The sequence below is a fragment of the Luteibacter sp. genome (genome assembly GCF_009912395.1).
Lineage (GTDB): Bacteria > Pseudomonadota > Gammaproteobacteria > Xanthomonadales > Rhodanobacteraceae > Luteibacter.
On sequence record NZ_WNDO01000009.1, the window covers coordinates 1 to 16,255 of the forward strand.

Below are 16,255 nucleotides of genomic sequence, written 5' to 3' on the forward strand. Positions count from 1 at the left end.
TTTGGTTAGCGGGTCGTAGGTGCTCTAACACCTGCGGCCCGCGCTTCTTACCGCTTACGAGCGATGGATGTTTGCCGACACGTGACATGAAACAGCAAACAACGCGAGCACGGTAGCAAATTACGTGTGTGCTTGCCTATGGAAGGATTCTCAAAAGTGCCGCGCTTTTTTTCGCGCGATTACACGTTATCGATGACCTGGCCCGCTGCGCGGGGTCGCGCGCAAGCGCGCTCCTACAAGAGGCGGGATGCAATAACCGGATGCATCGCTGTGGGCACCGGCCTGCGCCGGTGCGACGAAGTGCTTCGTCGTTCCGGTGCAGGCCGGAAGCCACCGCCTTGGTTTGCCAGCCATGCGACGACGCTGCATCGGCTTTTACGTAGGTACCGCATTCGCGACAATCTATCGCATCGCGCTGGGTTCCAGCGTTCGCTGGAACGACGTGGGGCGCGATCGGACGGTGACGATGATCTGGCCCACTGCGCGGGGTCGCGCGCAAGCGCGCTCCTACAAAGGGCGGGATGCGATATCCGGATGCGTCGCCGTGGGCACCGGCCTGCGCCGGTGCGACGGGTGTGGTGTGGCGGAGTGAGTTTTACATGCGCTCTGGGACGCGGATGCCCAGCAGGTCGAGGGCGTGGGCCAGCACATGGCGGGTCAGTGCTACCAGCGAGAGGCGGGAAGCGCGTACCTCGGCCGAATCCGCCGCCAGCACCGGGCATTCCGCATAGAAGCGGCTGAAGGCCTGGGCGAGGTCGTAGGCGTAGTCGGCCAGATCGTTCGGTGCGTAGCGACGTGCGGCGGATTGCACGGCTTCGGGGAAGCGCGAGCACAGCAGCACGAGCGTGCGTTCGGCCGGCTCCACGACATCGATGGCGCCCATCGCGAATCCTTCCACCTTGGCCTTCGCCAAGATCGAGGTCACACGCACGCAGGCGTATTGCATGTAGGGGCCGGTGCGACCTTCCGTGGCGACCATGCGCTCGGCGTCGAAGACATAACCGGAGGTGCGGTACGTGGAGAGGTCCGCGAACTTCACCGCCGCTACGCCAATGGCGTGGGCCAATTCGTCGCGGTCGGCGCGATCGTCGAGGCGACCGGCAGCGCGCTCAATGGCTTCGTCGAGCAGTTCGTGCAACTTGGCGACGCCGCCTTCGCGGGTCTTGTACGGCTTGCCATCGCGGCCGTTGACGGTGCCGAAGCCGACGTGGATCAGTTCGATGCCGTCGGCGTAACCGGCGTGGCGCGCCGCGCGGAACACTTGCTGGAAATGCAGCGCCTGGCGCTGGTCCACCACGTAGACGATGCGCTGCGGATGCAGGCGGTCGCGACGTTCGAGGATGGTGGCGAGGTCGGTGGTGGCATAGAGCGCGGCGCCATCGGACTTTTCGAGCAGCAGCGGCGGCATCGGCGAATCGTCGCTTTCTTCGGCGACTTCGACGATAAGCGCGCCTTCGCTACGCTTGGCGACGCCGCGCTGGGCGAGGTCCTCGACCATGCCCGGGATCAGCGGCTGCACCAGGCTTTCGCCGTTGAGTTCGTCGAAATGCGCGTCGAGCGTGCCGAAGTCCGCCGTCTGCGCATCGAGCGACACCCGACGGATGGTTTCCCACAGGCGCATGGCATCCGCGTCACCGGACTGGAGACGGGCCGTTGCGGCGCGAGCCACGGCCATGCGTTCGGCATCGGCCTTGCAGTCGGTGGCCACGCGCGGATAGATCGTTTGCAGGTCGCCCATGTCGAACGGCGGGTTCACCGTCCACTCGCCATCGGCAGCCAACTCGGGCCACTGGCGCGGCAGCTCGGAAATCAGCATGCCCATCTGCAGGCCCCAGTCGCCCAGGTGCACGTCGCCGATGACGCGATGGCCCTGCGCCAGCAGGATGCGGCGCAGGCTTTCGCCGAGCACAAGGGAGCGCAGGTGACCGACATGTAGCGGCTTGGCGACATTGGGGCCACCGAAGTCGATGACGATGGTTTCCTGGGCTTCGGTAGCGATGCCCGCCTGCGGGTCGGCCAACTGGCGGGTGGCCTGCGCGGCGAGCAGCGCCGGCGACAGGCGCATATTGATGAAGCCCGGCCCCGCGATGTCGACGCTCGCGAATTCCGCATGGGCGCGCAGCAGAGCCGCCACGGCGTCGGCGATCGCGCGCGGCGGGCGCTTCGCCGCACCGGCCAGGGCCATCGCGGCATTGCATTGCAGGTCGGCCAGGTCCGGTCGCTGCGCCGGCACGGCTCGCACCCCTCGGCCTTCCAGGCCAACGGCCTCGAAAGCGGCGACGAGCAGGTGCTCGACATGGGCGGCAAGGGTGTCGCTGGACCGGATCTGCATGGGTTCTCCCTGGATAGTCAAAACCGCCGTAACGACGGCGACCCGGGGATCATAGGGAAAACCTCTCACTCCATGAAGATCGATACGTTTTATGCAGGTCTGGCAATCGCCGCACCCCACCCCCATAATTGAGTGGACACTCACTTTACTGAGCCCTTCCGTGGCCCGCCCCCTCAGCCCCGAAAAACGCCTGGCCCTGCTCCAGTCCGCGGTGAACGCCGTGGCGGATCTGGGCGTGCTCGCCAGCACGGCAAGCATCGCGCGCGGCGCCGGCGTGGCCGAGGGCACGCTGTTCACGTATTTCGAGACCAAGGAAAACCTGCTCCAGGCGCTATACCTGCACCTGAAGCAAGGGCTCGCGGACACGATGACGCCCGACTATCCGCGCGAGGCGGATTACCAGGAACGCGCCCGGCACGTGTTCCAGCGCTACGTCGATTGGGGCCTGTCGCACGGCACGGAACGCACCGCGCTTGCCCGGCTTACGGCCTCGGGATTGATCCTCGAAGCGACCCGCCTCCAAGGGATGGAAGCCTTCGCGGACGTCGCGGGCATGATCCAACAGGCCATCGACGACGGCGTGTTCATCGACGCGCCTCTGGGCCTGCTTTCCTCGGTAATCGAGGACATCGCCGGCCGCACCATCGAATACGTCGAGCGCTTCCCCGCCGAGGCCGAGCGCCATCGCGAGCTGGGTTTCCGCATGGTCTGGGCGGCGGTAAAAGCCTGACACCACTCCGTGCATGCTTGAAACAGCGGGCCTGATTCCATCAAGACCGGCACGCTGTACCCGGCTAGATTCGCCCCCGGCTGGTTCCACCATATTGCAGTGATTGCTGGGGGTCACATGTTCGTTCGGCGTTTGGGACAGGCGATGGCCTGGGGCGTGGTGGGCATGGGTGCCCAGGCGGCGATGGCCGCCGTGCCGCATGCCGAGGGCGGCGATATCGCCGGCCATGTGGTGCTGGTGCCCAATCCGGGCCAGAGCGTCGCGCCGGGCGAGTTGGTCGACACCGTCGTTTACTTCGTACCCAAGGCCGGCATCCCGCATGTGAAGCCCGGCACCTATAACGTCAACTCGGTCGACATGGATTTCCGCCCCGGTGCCATGGCGGTGCCGGCGGGCAGCAAGATCACCTTCGCCAACCTCGACCAGGTGCTGCACAACGTCTATTCGTCCACACCCGGCTCGGTGTTCGACTACCAGTTCCAGAAGGTCGGCGACGTGGTCGAGCGGCGCTTCACCACGCCGGGTACGGTGCTGGTGAGCTGCAACGTGCACCATTTCATGGAATTCGACCTGCTCGTGCTGCCCACGCCTTACGTGGCCTCGGTGGCGGCCGATGGCAGTTTCACGATGCATCACGTGCCCGCCGGCGCAGGCACGCTTTACTTCTGGAATCCACGCGCCGTGCTCAAGAGCCAGGTGGTGGCGGCGCCCGCGCATGACATCACGCAACGACTCGTCGCGATCAAGCCCCGCGTGACCACCGAACTTCACCTGGGAGAGCAGCCGTGAAGCCTTCAACCGCCGCGTTGTTCAAGGGTTCGATCCTGATCGTCGCCTGCATGGTGCTCGCCGCGGCGGGCGTGGGCTGGACGGCGGACCATGCAGCACGCGCACGGGCACGCTTCGGCCTCAAGGCATCCAGTGAAGTGGTGCGGGACTTCTCGGAGCAATCGTGGGAGCTGCTGGACCTGCGCGGCCAACTGCTGGCAAACGATCAGGCCTTCGTCGATTACGTCAGCCAGTCGCTGGTGCCCGACGCCAAGCTCGGCGGCAGCGTGGACAAGTTGTCGATCAGTCGCCTGCTCACCGATCGCCGCCAGGGTGACGACATCCTCGCGCTGCTCGATCCGGAAGGCATGGAGGTGACCTCCGTAGGCGTCATCGGCAAGACAGCCGACGCGGTCCAGCACGATCCGCTCGTCGTCGCCGCGATCAGCCAGGGCAAGGTGATTCGGGGCATCTGGCTGGACAATGGCCGTATGTCCTGGGTGGTGATCCATCCGCTCATGCGTGGCCGCACGCCGCAGGGTTACCTGCTGACCGTGTCGCAGGTGACCGACACGTCGCTGACCAAGCTAGCCCGACTCGCACGTGGCGATGTCGCACTGGTCTCCGACATCGCGCCACGCACGCCGCTGTTCTACGCCAATGGTCTGGACGCTCGCTACGTCAATCTCGTCGGCAAGGCACGTGGCCGCCTGCTCGACATCAAGACGACGAACGGCCGTCCGGTGATCCTGCGCGACGAAAGCCTCGTGCTCCACGCATGGGTCACGCCCATCAATGCAGGCCAGGGACAGGCCGCATGGGTGGTGATGGATCCGCGCGCCAAGCTCGGACGAACCGTGGACGCCGAGACTTATCGCATTCTCTACGGCATCGCGGCGTTCGGTCTGTTCGGACTGCTCTGCGTCGTCTTTCAGTGGCATCGCACATGGCGACCGCTTGACCAGCTGACCGATGCCTTCGATCGTGGCCGGGGCGACATCGGCCGGGTACGCGGCGGCCCGCTGATGCGTGATGTGCGCGACCGCCTGGACCTGGCGAGCCGAAACCGCCGCTGACGCGCGTCAGCCCAGTGGCAACGGACGCGGCGGCACAACTTCCTTCATCACCAGCGTCGAGGTCAGGCGCAACACGCCGGGCAGCGTCGCCAGGCGACGATCCCACAGTGCCTGGAACGACGGCAGGTCGTGGGTGACCACATGCATCAAATAGTCCGGCTCGCCGAACAGCCGCTGCGCATGGACCACCTCGTCCACCTCGACCAGGGCTTCCTCGAAGGCACGCACGGTGCCTTCGCTCGTTTCCTTCAAGGTAACGAAGATCACCGCATAGAAACGAAGGCCCACGGCCACCGGATCCAGGTCGGCGCGGTAGCCACGGATCACGCCGTCGTCTTCCAGCGCCCGCAGGCGCCGATGGCACGGCGACAGGCTCAAGCCGACCCGTTCGGCCAGTTCGGTGACCGTCAGCCGGCCGTCCGATTGAAGCTCCGAAAGAATCTTCCTGTCGAACTTATCCATGCGCAAGAACCTCCCCGAACTGGGCGGATTGGCTATCAATAATAGGTAAATACTACCCGGCGCGGCGGCATAAGCTAGTCCTCACGAACCGGAGGTACGCCACCTCCAGCGCCCCTCCACCGGCCCCGGCCGACAGCCCCTGGCATCCCTCATGACGACCACCGCACTCATGGCCTTCTGGGCCGTGGCGATCCTTCTCATCCTCACGCCGGGCGCCGACTGGGCCTACGCCATCGCGGCGGGCATTCGCGGGCGCGGCATCATGATGTCCGTGACCGGCCTGGTGCTGGGCCACCTCACCATGATGACCGTCGTAGCCATCGGTGCCGGCGCGATGCTCACCGCGCATCCCTCGACCATGGCCGCCATCACCTATGCCGGCGCGTTCTATCTCATGGTGATCGGCGTAAAGATCGCCCGGCATCCGCCCGTCCCCGCCGCCGAAGACGACACAAGCGAAACGACGGCCGGCCGCTGGATCGTCGGGGGCTGGGGCGTCAGCGCGCTCAACCCCAAGGTCTTTCTGCTTTTCCTCGCCCTGCTCCCGCAGTTCGTCACCCCCGGCAGCCGACTCGGCCCAGGCATGCAAATGATGGTGCTGGGGCTGTTGGAGGTGGCGACCTGCATGGTCGTCTATATCGCAGTGGGCTACGGCGCGAAGGCGATCCTCGGTTCACGCCCTGCGGCCGCGCGACGGATCGGAAGAGTGTCGGGGGTGTTGATGGTGATGATCGGGGTGATGCTGGTCGCACACCAGACGGGGCATATGGGCTGACGGAAGCCCTGGCTCAACGCCCCTCCAGCGGCTTGACTTGGAGGTCTCAGAGGCGCATAAGGTCTAATAATCTACCCCTTAAACCACTTAAGGGCCATTTTATGAGACCTTATTTATGCGCACCGCCGTGACGGACATCCTCCCTCCCCGGGTACGACGCGCCCTTGCCAAGCTCGGCAAGGACCTCAAGGACGCCCGGCGCAAACGCAGCCTGACCGTGGACATGATGACCGAGCGCGTCGGCGTGTCCAAGGCAACCTATCTCAAGGTCGAAAAGGGCGATCCCAGCGTGTCGATGGGCGTCTATGCGATGACGCTGTTCACCCTGGGGTTTTCCGGCGCCCTGGCGGAAATCGCCGATAGCCGAAACGATGACACCGGGTTATTGATGGACAGTAGTCGCTTGCCGCAGCGAGTACGCACCAAGAAAGCGACGTCGCTATGAAACGCGTACTCGACGTATTCCTTGGTGAAAGCAGGCGCCAGGTCGGCACGCTCAGATTCGAGGCCCAAGGCGCACGCCAGAGCGCAGGCTTCGAATATCACCCCGACTGGCTGGCGGCCGACGATCGCTTCGCGCTGGAACCCGGGCTACCTCTCGTCGCAGGCATGCAATATCACCAGCAAGCGCGTGATGGTTCGCTGTTCCATGGAGCGATCGCGGATACCGAACCCGATGGCTGGGGGCGCAAGGTCATCCTTCGCGACCATGCCAAACAACGCCAACAAGCCCGTCAGGGCGGTGAAGCCGTTGAAACGCGCGCACTGAACCACCTGGATTTTCTTCTCGCCGTCGATGATGACAGTCGCATCGGAGCACTGCGCTTTCGTGACGAAGAAGGCCGATTCCAACGGGCAGCGGAACCTGAGCGACGCACTACCCCGCCCCTGGTCGAACTAGGCCTGCTGCTTTCCGCATCGAAAGCGGTAGAACTACATACCGAAACCGAACACGATCTGGCCTATCTGCGAGGCCGAGGCACGACCCTGGGCGGCCTGCGACCGAAGTGCACCGTAATCGATGAGCAAAGGCACCTGTCCATCGGCAAGTTTCCGAGCGTGCAGGACGACAGAGCGGTCACCAAGGGTGAGGTACTGGCACTGCTGCTGGCACGAAACAGCGGCATCGATGCGGCTCAAGCAAGCCTCGTGGATAGCGATGGCAGCCCAGTCGCCCTGATACGCCGATTCGATCGCCCGGACGACGGCGGTCGTCTCATGTACATTTCCGCCGCGACCATGCTCGGCGTAGATACCGGCGATGGCAGCGAGCATAGCTATACCGAAATCGTCGATGCCCTGCGACAGTACGGTGCACGCGCGCAGAGCGACATCGAGGAACTATGGCGCCGCATCGCCTTCTCCATCCTCATCACCAATGTGGATGATCATCTGCACAACCATGGATTCCTGCATCACCAACGGGGACAGTGGGTATTGGCACCGGCTTTCGATGTGAATCCATTCCCTGAACGTGCACGCGAACTCAAGACCTGGATATCGGAAGATACCGGTCCTGAAGCGTCCATCGATGCATTGATGTCGGCTGCTTCCTACTTCCGGATCGATCGGAACACCGCCGTGAGAATCCTTTCCGAGGTGGAGCAGGCAACCGGCCGATGGCGCGACGTCGGCCGTACCATCGGCATGAATCCCCGTGAACTCGATCAGTTCGCCGATGCGTTCGAGCACCACGAACGCGAACGAGTGCGCAGCATCATCCGCTGACTACCGCCAGCGGACTGGAAGCGAACATCACTCGATGTTCTGCACCTGCTCGCGCATCTGCTCGATCAACACCTTCAACTCCACGGCGGCATTCGTCGTACGCGAATCCACCGACTTCGAGCCCAGCGTGTTCGCCTCGCGGTTGAATTCCTGCATGAGGAAGTCGAGGCGGCGGCCGATGGGTTCCTTCAGGGCCAGCACGCGGCGGGCTTCGGAGATGTGGGTGGCGAGGCGGTCGAGTTCTTCGTCCACGTCGATACGGGTGATCTGGAGCACCAGTTCCTGTTCCAGGCGGCCCGGTTCCACCGGCTGGCGGATGTCGGCGAGGCGGTTTTCGAGGCGGGCGCGCAGGGCGGTGCGGATCTCGGGGAGCCAGCCGCGCACGTCGGCCACGATCTTGTCGATGCCGTCGAGGCGTTCCTTGAGGATGTCCCCCAGCTTCGACCCTTCGCGGCCGCGGGTGTCGGCCAGGGCGTCGAGAGCGCGGTCGAGCACGTCGATCAGCGCGGCCTGGAGGGCGTCGGCGTCGGATTCGGGCTGCTGGAGCACACCGGGGAAGCGGAGCAGCTCGGTGAACTCGATGGACATGCGCGGGAAGCGCTGTTCCAAGTCCAGGGCCAGCTCGGACAGGCGCGAGAGCATCGTGCCGTTGATCCGCAGGCCGTCGCTATTGCCGGATTCGCTGCGCAGGCGGACGGTCACGTCCACCTTGCCGCGCGACAGGCGGGTGGCGATGCGCTCGCGCAGGGCGCTTTCGAAATTACGCAGATCTTCCGGCAGGCGCGGGCTGATCTCGAGGTAGCGGTGGTTGACCGTGCGCAGTTCGCAGGTCAGCGTGCCGGACGGGCCCGCGCTTTCGGCGGAAGCGTAGGCGGTCATGCTACGGATCATGGGAGGCGTCTCACGCGCGGGGATAGGGGGCGCAATGGTAAACTGACCCACCGCCCGTGCCCAAATCAGGCCCATCCATGACCTTTTCCCGTCCGAGCGGCCGCGCCGCCGACCAGCTGCGCGCCGTCAGCATCGAACGCCACTTCACCCGCCACGCCGAGGGCTCCGTGCTCGTGAGCTACGGCGACACCCGGGTGCTCTGCACCGCCTCGATCGAAGAGCGCGTGCCGCCGTGGCTTCGTGGCAAGGGCGAGGGTTGGGTCACCGCCGAGTACGGCATGCTGCCGCGCGCCACCACCGACCGCACCCAGCGCGAAGCCGCGCGTGGCGGCCAGGGTGGCCGCACGATGGAGATCCAGCGCCTGATCGGCCGCTCGCTGCGCGCCTGCGTGGATCGCGGCGCCCTGGGCGAGCGCGTGATCACGCTGGACTGCGACGTGCTCCAGGCCGACGGCGGCACCCGCACGGCCGCCATCACCGGCGCCTATGTGGCGCTGGTCGACGCCGTGTCCACCCTCACCCGCCGCAACGCGATCAAGCGCAACCCGATCATGGGCGCCGTGGCCGCCGTGTCGGTGGGCATCTACCAGGGCGTGCCGGTGCTGGACCTCGACTACGCCGAGGACTCCAACTGCGACACCGACATGAACGTCGTGATGAACGACGGCGGCGGCCTCATCGAGGTGCAGGGCACCGCCGAGGGCCACGCCTTCCGCCGCGAAGAGATGAACGCCATGCTTGATTTGGCCGCCAAGGGCGTCGCCGAGCTGGTGGCCGCCCAGCGGGCCGCGCTGGAGGCCACCCCGTGACCGACGTGCGCGCGGCCACGGCCGCCGACCTCGACGCCATCGTGGCGCTGCATCACGCGGCCTTTGGCCGTCCGGCCGAGGGCGACCTGGTGCGCCGCCTCGTCGACGGCGGCAAGGCCAGCATCTCGCTGGTCGCCGTGGATGACGACGACACCGTACTCGGCCATGTCCTGTTCTCGCCGGTCACCGTGGAAAGCGGCGACGACGGCAAGGCCCTGGGCATGGCGCCGGTTGCGGTGCACCCCGAGCACCAGCGCCAGGGCATCGGCCGCGAGCTGATCGAGGAAGGCATCGGCGCCTGCTTCGTCGCGGACGCCCGCGCGGTGTTCGTATTGGGCTCGCCGGCCTATTACAACGGTTTCGGCTTCATCAAGGCCTCGGCGCACGGCCTGCACGACGCCTTCGAGGGCGGCAACGCCTTCCAGGTGTTGCCGCTGACCATCGACGGCCTCGCCGGCTACGGCGGTCGCGTCGACTACGCCAGCGAATTCTCTGAGGGCCTGTGATGCGCATCGTGCTCGCCTCCGGCAATGCCGGGAAGGTCGTGGAACTGGAGCAACTGCTCGCGGGCAGCGGCGTCGAGCTGGTGCCGCAGACCGCGCTCGGTGTCAGCGACGCCGACGAGACCGGCCTCACCTTTGTCGAGAACGCGCTGATCAAGGCCCGCCACGCCGCGCGTGCCACGGGTCTGCCGGCGCTGGCCGACGATTCGGGCATCTGCGTGGACGCTTTGAACGGCGCGCCGGGCCTGTACGCCGTGCGCTACTCGGGCGTGCACGGCGACAGCCCCGCCAACAACGCGAAGCTGCTTCGCGAACTCACGGGCGTGCCGATGGAGAAACGCACCGCATACTTCATCGCCGTGCTGGTGCTGCTGCGCCATGCCGACGATCCGGCACCGCTGATCGCCGAAGGCCGCTGGCACGGTCGCATCCTCGAAGCCCCGCGCGGCGAGGGTGGCTTCGGTTACGACCCGCTGTTCCTGCCCGACGGTTCCGACCTCGGTGCGGCCGAGATCGAGCCGGCGCTGAAGAACCGCATGAGCCATCGCGGCCAGGCACTGGCCGTGCTCAAGGCACGTTTCGCCGAACTGGCATGACGCTCGTCCCGCCGCCGCTGTCGCTTTACGTCCACATGCCGTGGTGCGTGCGCAAATGCCCGTACTGCGACTTCAACTCGCACGGCGTGCGCGGCACGCCCGAGTACGCGACCTATGTGGACGTGCTGCTCGCCGATCTCGACGCCGACCTGCGCGACTTCGGCGACGCCATCGGCGGTCGCAAGATCGAGACGGTGTTCTTCGGTGGCGGCACGCCCAGCCTGTTCATGCCGGACCTGATCGGGTGCTTCCTCGACGGCGCGCGCGAGCGCCTGCCCTTTGCGCGCGGCGCGGAGATCACGCTGGAGACAAACCCCGGCACGGTGGAGCACGGTCGTTTCGACGGCTACCTCGCGGCCGGTGTGAACCGTATCTCGTTCGGCGTGCAGAGTTTCGACAACGACAAGCTGCACCGCCTCGGCCGCATCCACTCCGCGAACGAGGCGGCCGACGCCGTGCGCCAGGCGCAGGACGCCGGCATCGACAACATCAACATCGACCTGATGTACGCGCTGCCGCAGCAGGACCTGGCCGGCGCGCTGCACGACGTGGATCGCGCCGTGGCGCTGCAACCCACGCATATCTCGCACTACCAGCTCACGCTGGAGCCGAACACCGCCTTCGCCGCCAATCCGCCGCCACTACCGGACGACGACGCGGCCTGGGGCATCCAGGAAGCCTGCCAGGAGCGGCTGGCCGCAGCAGGTTACGGGCAGTACGAGGTGTCGGCCTATGCGCAGGCCGGTCGGCGTTGCGCGCACAACCTCAATTACTGGCGCTTCGGTGACTACCTGGGCATCGGCGCGGGCGCGCACGGCAAGATCAGCGACGCCACCTCGGTGCGCCGCCGCTGGAAGACCCGGCTGCCGGCCGCCTATCTCGCGGCCGCCGGCGATGCGAAACGGATCGGCGGCGATTCGGTGGTGGATGGCGACGACCTACCGTTCGAGTACATGCTCAACGCACTGCGCCTGATCGACGGCGTACCGATGGCCGATTTCACCGAGCGGACGGGCCTGCCCCACGCCACCATCGAGCCGGCCCTCGCGCAATGCCTGCGCAAGGGCTGGATCGACGGCGACGCGGCGGTGCTTCGCACCACCGCGCTCGGTCAGCGTTTCCTCAACGATGTCATCGAGGCGTTCATGGAGATCGGCCCGACGGCCGAGTGACGCTCAGGCGCTGCGTCGCGCCTTGCGCCCTCCGTTGGCCCATTCCTCGAACAAGGCCAGGATATCGGCGTGCTCGCCGCGCTCGGCATCCTGCACGGGCGAATTGCCCCAGCGATCCACGCGATCGTGGTGGCCACCGTTCTGCAGGATGTAGCGCACCGATTCCAGCTTGCCTTCCGACGCAGCCAGGTGCAGCGCGGTACGGCCGTCGTAGTCGGCGCCGTTGATGTCCACGCCGCTGGCAACCAGGCGCTGCATGGCCTTGATGTCCCCGTGGGCCGCGGCCCAGCAGAGATCGACGTGGCGCGCGTTGTCCAGCGATACATTGCGACGGGTCGGGTCGATCCGCTCGCTGCCGTCGTGGCCGGTGACGATGTCGAAATTGTGGAACGAGAACATCGAGGTAAGGCCCTTGCAGAACTCGATGCCGCGCACGCTGTTGCCGTTCTCGTCCAGCGGCGGCGACCACACGCAGAAGCCGAGCTTTTCGGGCACCACCACCATGATGCCGCCACCCACACCCGACTTTGCGGGCACACCGATGAGGAAGGCGAACTCCCCCGAGAAGTCGTACATGCCGCAGGAATGCATCAGCGACAGGCAATGCTTCACCGTGCCGGAGGAGAACACGCGCTCGTTCGTAAGCGGGTTCACGCCGCCGTTGGCGAGCGTCGCAGCCACCACGGACATCGAATCGCAGTTCATCTCGATGGAACAGCACTGGAAGTAGAAATCCAGCGTCGCCGAGACGTTGGTCTCCTTGGAGAACGCGCCGTTCTCGCGCAGGAAATACGCCAGCGCGAAATTGCGATCCGCCGAGTCGCGCTCGGACAGGAACACCGTGTTGTTGAACGACACCGCGCCGTTACCGGCCAGCCGCTTCCAGGTGTCGAACACGTGCGAGAAACGCGCCGAGGCGGAGTCCTGCGGACGGATGAGCGAGCAGCTGACGATGGCGCCCGCATTGATCATCGGGTTGTGCGGACGACGACGCGAGTCGAGCGTGATGGCATTGAACGAATGGCCGCTGGGTTCGCGACCAATGCGTTCGTGCAGCTTCTCGTTGCCCGATTCCTCCAGCGCGATGCAGTAGCTGATCGTCTTGGAGATCGACTGGATACTGAACATCTCATGCGCATCGCCATAATGGGCGCGCTGGCCGTCGATGCTGCACATGCTCAGGCCATAGCGGTCGGCGGGTACGCGGGCCAGCTCGGGAATATAGGCCGCAACTTTGCCGCCGTTGTTGGAGCGACGCTCGTTGAAGATCTTACCGACGGAGCGCGCGAAATCGCTCCAGTCGGGCACGATCATCGAGTCTTCCGCGATCCGCATGAACAGGCTCGGGTTCATCGCGAAGACCACGGCGAATTCCGTGACCGACAGGCTGGTCTCGTTGCGCTGGCGTGCCTTGTCCAGGTACTCGTAGATGGACGCCGCGCGCGGATCGTCGGCGAGGATGCCGGAGCGACGGAAATGCTCGCGCAACTGCTCGGGCGACAGGCTGGTCTGGCCCGGCTCCATCAGCAGGTTGTAGAGGCGTGCCTCGTCGGGCACGAGCTGGATCACCGACGAACGCTCGTCAGCCGGCAGGGGGGAGTGACGCTTCGACATGGGGCGTGCTCGACAGGGGGGACACGCGGCTTCCGGCCATTACGCAGCCACGTCCACCTCGACTGCATGGCCAAACTAGCATTGGCCATCCGCGGCAATCTTGGACGCAAACCCGACATGCGTGCCGAGAATGTGCAGCGGTTCACATCGCAAAAACAGGCGATTGGCGCGCGTGAAACAGCAAACGCCAAACAGATATCCACGCTTCGTCCGCCCTGGCCGAATGTGTGCAGTTGGCCCTTCCAGCCCGCGCGTACGCTGGCCCCACACTCGCAGCAGGGGCGAGGGAGGACCTGTCATCGATGAGTCCAGCGACATCGCAGCCAGCCCATTCGACGGCCCACCGGGCCGCCCCGGTCTCACCGCGCGTGGAGCGCGAAGTGCAGCAGGGCCTGTCGCTCTGTCTGACCTGGCTGGATGGTCCCCTGCGTGAAGCCTTGCGCGACGCCGACCGCCGCCTTTTCGCCATCGCCGAAAGTAGTCGCAACCACCTCGAACAGCAGGATTGCTTCGAAAGCCGGACGATCCTGGAACGTGAAGGGCCAGCCTTCCGCAACCGCTTCGCCGCCGCCGTCACGGAGCGATTTCGCCGTCTCGGCGAACCGCTGGACGCGACGGAGCATCACGAGGATCACCCGGCGCTGAGCCTGCTGGACCCCGACGAGCAGGAACAGGCCAGTGCCCTGGCCAGCATGGCCGCCCGGGCGGAGTCACGTAGCGCGGGCAGCCTGTTCGAGCTGGGTTATCGCATGGCGGTCATCGCGGGGTCCGCACCCCTGGAAGGCCTGGCGCTGCCGGTCGGCCCTCGCGCGCTGGTCGCGGCGCTGGATGCAGGAGCGCGTGCCCTCCCGTTGTCGCAGGCGCATCGGCTCGTCCTTTACCAGGCCATCGACGCGCAGGTGCTCGCCCATGGTGAATCCTTCTACGACGCGCTGAACGGGCATTACCTCGCGCACGGCATCCTGCCGGGTTTCCGCGTCTATCCCGCGGTGCGCACGCCCCATGCGCCCGTGCATCGGAGTGCGACGCCACACGACACCCATTCGACGGAAGGCCATATCGGCGTACTCGAAGGCCTGCGTACGCTGCTCGCCGATCGCGCGGAGCATGACCAGGCGACCAGCCATCGCACGCGACTCGCCTCGGGTACGGAATTGCAGACGGCGCTGCATGCGTTGCAAGGCCATGTGAACGACATCACCGATGCCGCCTGTCGCGAAATCCGCAGCGCCCGCGCATTGCACGACGAATTGCTCGCCCAGCTGGATCGCACCCGCCCCGCCGGTTCACCGAGCGCCACGCTCAGCCCGGAGCAGGAAGACACGGTGACACTCACCGCCCTGTTGTTCGAAAGCCTCGCGCGCGAGCTGCCCCGGCAAGGGCCGGCTGCATCCGTGCTTGGCGGCCTGCAATGGCCGGTGCTGCGCTCGGCGATGAGCGACCGGCGCTTCTTCGAGGAAGATTCGCACCCGGCCCGCCAGTTGCTGGATACGGTGGGCAAGGCATCCCAGCAATGGCTCGATCCCGATGAAGGCGAGCCAGACGGCACCCTGCTCGACCGCCTGGAACGCATCGTCCGCGAAGCGGGCGAAGCACAAGCCATCGATCCCACGTGGCGGGAGGATATCGAGCGTCAGCTTGCCCAGTTGTCACGCAAGGCGCATGTCGCCGAGCGGCGGCAGATCGAAGCGATGGAAGGTCGCGACCGCCTCGATCGCGCGCGCCAGCGCGCCGCCGAACTGATGGCCGAGCGCATGGAAGATCGCGACGCGCCGCGCGGCGTGCTGCGCATCCTGCTGGAACGCACATGGACCGACGTGCTGGCGTTGCACCTTATGCGCAGTGGCGAGACGGGCGACTCCTTCCTGCACTGCCTCAACGTCACCGACCAGTTGCTCACCCAGCAGGGCGACACGCAGCGACTGCGTCACGATATCGAACGCGGCCTGGAACACCTGGGCATGCATGCGTCCGAGGCGGCGCAGGTGGTGGCAGGTGTCTTCGACACGCCGGGCGACGATTCGCCCACGCAGGTCGATATCGCCATGCGGCTGAAAAGACGCCCTCGCCTGGGCGAGGGCACCGCGCATGGCGAACCGCTGGTCCCCGTCGAACCGATACCCCTGAGCGACGCGGCGCAAGTCATCCATGATGGTTTTGCGCAGATGCGTTTCGGCACGTGGTTCGCGTTCCGCCAGCCGGATGGACGCATGCTACGGCGCAAGCTCGCCTGGTTTTCGCCAGGTACCGGACGCTGCCTGTTCGTGGATGCGCGTGGCGCACGCACCGGGGACATGGATCTCACCCGCCTCGCCGACCTCATGGCTCGTGGCGAGGCGCGCGAATGGAACGAGCGACGTGCGTCATTGGTCGATCGCGCATGGCGGGCCGTCGCACGGCATCTGCGCCGTGACGAAGCCCACGTGACGGATCACGCATGACGCACCTCGCCGAACAACGACGATCGCCGCGCAAGCGCGTGACCGGGCCTATCCCCGTCATCGATGCCATGAGCGGCGACGTTCTGGGCCAGCTGTGCAATCTCTCCGTGGGCGGACTCATGTTGCTGGGCGCCGGTGCGCCAGCGACCGGCGTGGTACGCCAGGTGCGCTTTCCGCTACCGGACCTGCGCCAGCGCGACCGCGAGATCGTCGTCGGGATTCATGAATTGTGGCGCGAACAGGCCTCCACCGCCGGCCAGTACTGGTCGGGCCACCGCATCGTCGCTGTGGTGGACGAACACCTGCGACTGATCGAGGAATGGGTCGGTCCGCAGCCCGACTGAACGAAAACCGCGAT

General features: G+C 66.0%; 16 protein-coding genes. 12 read left to right on the forward strand and 4 right to left on the reverse strand.

The window, feature by feature from the left end:
• Window positions 1-595: 595 nt before the first annotated feature.
• Window positions 596-2,332, reverse strand: a complete 1,737-nt coding sequence (argS, locus tag GAK28_RS09895) for an arginine--tRNA ligase (RefSeq protein WP_291777928.1) — start codon at window positions 2,330-2,332, stop codon at window positions 596-598.
• Between the two features lie 160 nt (window positions 2,333-2,492).
• On the opposite strand from argS, the gene GAK28_RS09900 reads away from it, so the two are divergent.
• The 3 genes from GAK28_RS09900 (at window position 2,493) to GAK28_RS09910 (ending at window position 4,906) form a co-directional block, all read left to right on the forward strand.
• Window positions 2,493-3,062 (forward strand): TetR/AcrR family transcriptional regulator, encoded by a 570-nt coding sequence (locus tag GAK28_RS09900; RefSeq protein ID WP_291777930.1) that lies wholly within the window; start codon window positions 2,493-2,495, stop codon window positions 3,060-3,062.
• Between the two features lie 117 nt (window positions 3,063-3,179).
• Complete coding sequence (locus GAK28_RS09905) at window positions 3,180-3,851, forward strand: plastocyanin/azurin family copper-binding protein (protein WP_291777933.1); 672 nt, start codon at window positions 3,180-3,182, stop codon at window positions 3,849-3,851.
• On the forward strand, window positions 3,848-4,906 hold the full coding sequence (locus tag GAK28_RS09910) for a hypothetical protein (RefSeq protein WP_291777935.1): 1,059 nt from the start codon (window positions 3,848-3,850) through the stop codon (window positions 4,904-4,906). Before GAK28_RS09905 ends, GAK28_RS09910 begins: the two co-directional genes overlap by 4 nt.
• 6 nt (window positions 4,907-4,912) lie before the next feature.
• On the opposite strand, the gene GAK28_RS09915 is transcribed toward GAK28_RS09910, so the two are convergent.
• On the reverse strand, window positions 4,913-5,368 hold the full coding sequence (locus GAK28_RS09915; protein WP_291777938.1) for an Lrp/AsnC family transcriptional regulator: 456 nt from the start codon (window positions 5,366-5,368) through the stop codon (window positions 4,913-4,915).
• Between the two features lie 151 nt (window positions 5,369-5,519).
• On the opposite strand from GAK28_RS09915, the gene GAK28_RS09920 reads away from it, so the two are divergent.
• From GAK28_RS09920 to GAK28_RS09930, 3 genes are all read left to right on the forward strand, one after another.
• Window positions 5,520-6,143, forward strand: a complete 624-nt coding sequence (locus GAK28_RS09920; protein ID WP_291777942.1) for a LysE family translocator — start codon at window positions 5,520-5,522, stop codon at window positions 6,141-6,143.
• 115 nt (window positions 6,144-6,258) lie between these two features.
• Window positions 6,259-6,588, forward strand: coding sequence for a helix-turn-helix domain-containing protein (locus tag GAK28_RS09925; RefSeq protein ID WP_291777945.1), 330 nt, complete (start codon window positions 6,259-6,261; stop codon window positions 6,586-6,588).
• Window positions 6,585-7,871, forward strand: a complete 1,287-nt coding sequence (locus tag GAK28_RS09930; RefSeq protein ID WP_291777948.1) for a type II toxin-antitoxin system HipA family toxin — start codon at window positions 6,585-6,587, stop codon at window positions 7,869-7,871. The genes GAK28_RS09925 and GAK28_RS09930 overlap by 4 nt, the downstream gene beginning before the upstream one ends.
• Before the next feature lie 27 nt (window positions 7,872-7,898).
• Here GAK28_RS09930 and GAK28_RS09935 read toward each other — a convergent pair whose 3' ends face one another.
• Window positions 7,899-8,762, reverse strand: coding sequence for a YicC/YloC family endoribonuclease (locus tag GAK28_RS09935; RefSeq protein WP_291777950.1), 864 nt, complete (start codon window positions 8,760-8,762; stop codon window positions 7,899-7,901).
• Between the two features lie 77 nt (window positions 8,763-8,839).
• Between GAK28_RS09935 and rph the strand changes: the two genes are divergently transcribed.
• From rph to hemW, 4 genes are read left to right on the forward strand one after another with little or no spacing between them, the layout of a single operon-like run.
• Entirely contained in the window at window positions 8,840-9,571 is a 732-nt protein-coding gene (gene rph, locus GAK28_RS09940) for a ribonuclease PH (protein WP_291777953.1), read from the forward strand.
• Entirely contained in the window at window positions 9,568-10,077 is a 510-nt protein-coding gene (locus tag GAK28_RS09945; RefSeq protein ID WP_291777956.1) for an N-acetyltransferase, read from the forward strand. The genes rph and GAK28_RS09945 overlap by 4 nt, the downstream gene beginning before the upstream one ends.
• Window positions 10,077-10,670, forward strand: coding sequence for an RdgB/HAM1 family non-canonical purine NTP pyrophosphatase (gene rdgB / locus GAK28_RS09950; RefSeq protein ID WP_291777959.1), 594 nt, complete (start codon window positions 10,077-10,079; stop codon window positions 10,668-10,670). Before GAK28_RS09945 ends, rdgB begins: the two co-directional genes overlap by 1 nt.
• A complete protein-coding gene (gene hemW / locus GAK28_RS09955; protein WP_291777963.1) occupies window positions 10,667-11,842 on the forward strand; it encodes a radical SAM family heme chaperone HemW in 1,176 nt (391 codons plus the stop codon). Before rdgB ends, hemW begins: the two co-directional genes overlap by 4 nt.
• A 3-nt stretch (window positions 11,843-11,845) precedes the next feature.
• Here the strand turns inward: hemW and glsA are convergent, their stop codons facing one another.
• Window positions 11,846-13,456 (reverse strand): glutaminase A, encoded by a 1,611-nt coding sequence (glsA, locus tag GAK28_RS09960; protein WP_291777966.1) that lies wholly within the window; start codon window positions 13,454-13,456, stop codon window positions 11,846-11,848.
• Window positions 13,457-13,758: 302 nt separating this feature from the next.
• Between glsA and GAK28_RS09965 the strand changes: the two genes are divergently transcribed.
• Window positions 13,759-15,897, forward strand: coding sequence for a DUF1631 family protein (locus GAK28_RS09965; protein WP_291777968.1), 2,139 nt, complete (start codon window positions 13,759-13,761; stop codon window positions 15,895-15,897).
• Window positions 15,894-16,241: a PilZ domain-containing protein gene (locus tag GAK28_RS09970; protein ID WP_291777971.1), complete on the forward strand. Its 348-nt coding sequence runs from the start codon at window positions 15,894-15,896 to the stop codon at window positions 16,239-16,241. The genes GAK28_RS09965 and GAK28_RS09970 overlap by 4 nt, the downstream gene beginning before the upstream one ends.
• Window positions 16,242-16,255 lie beyond the last annotated feature (14 nt).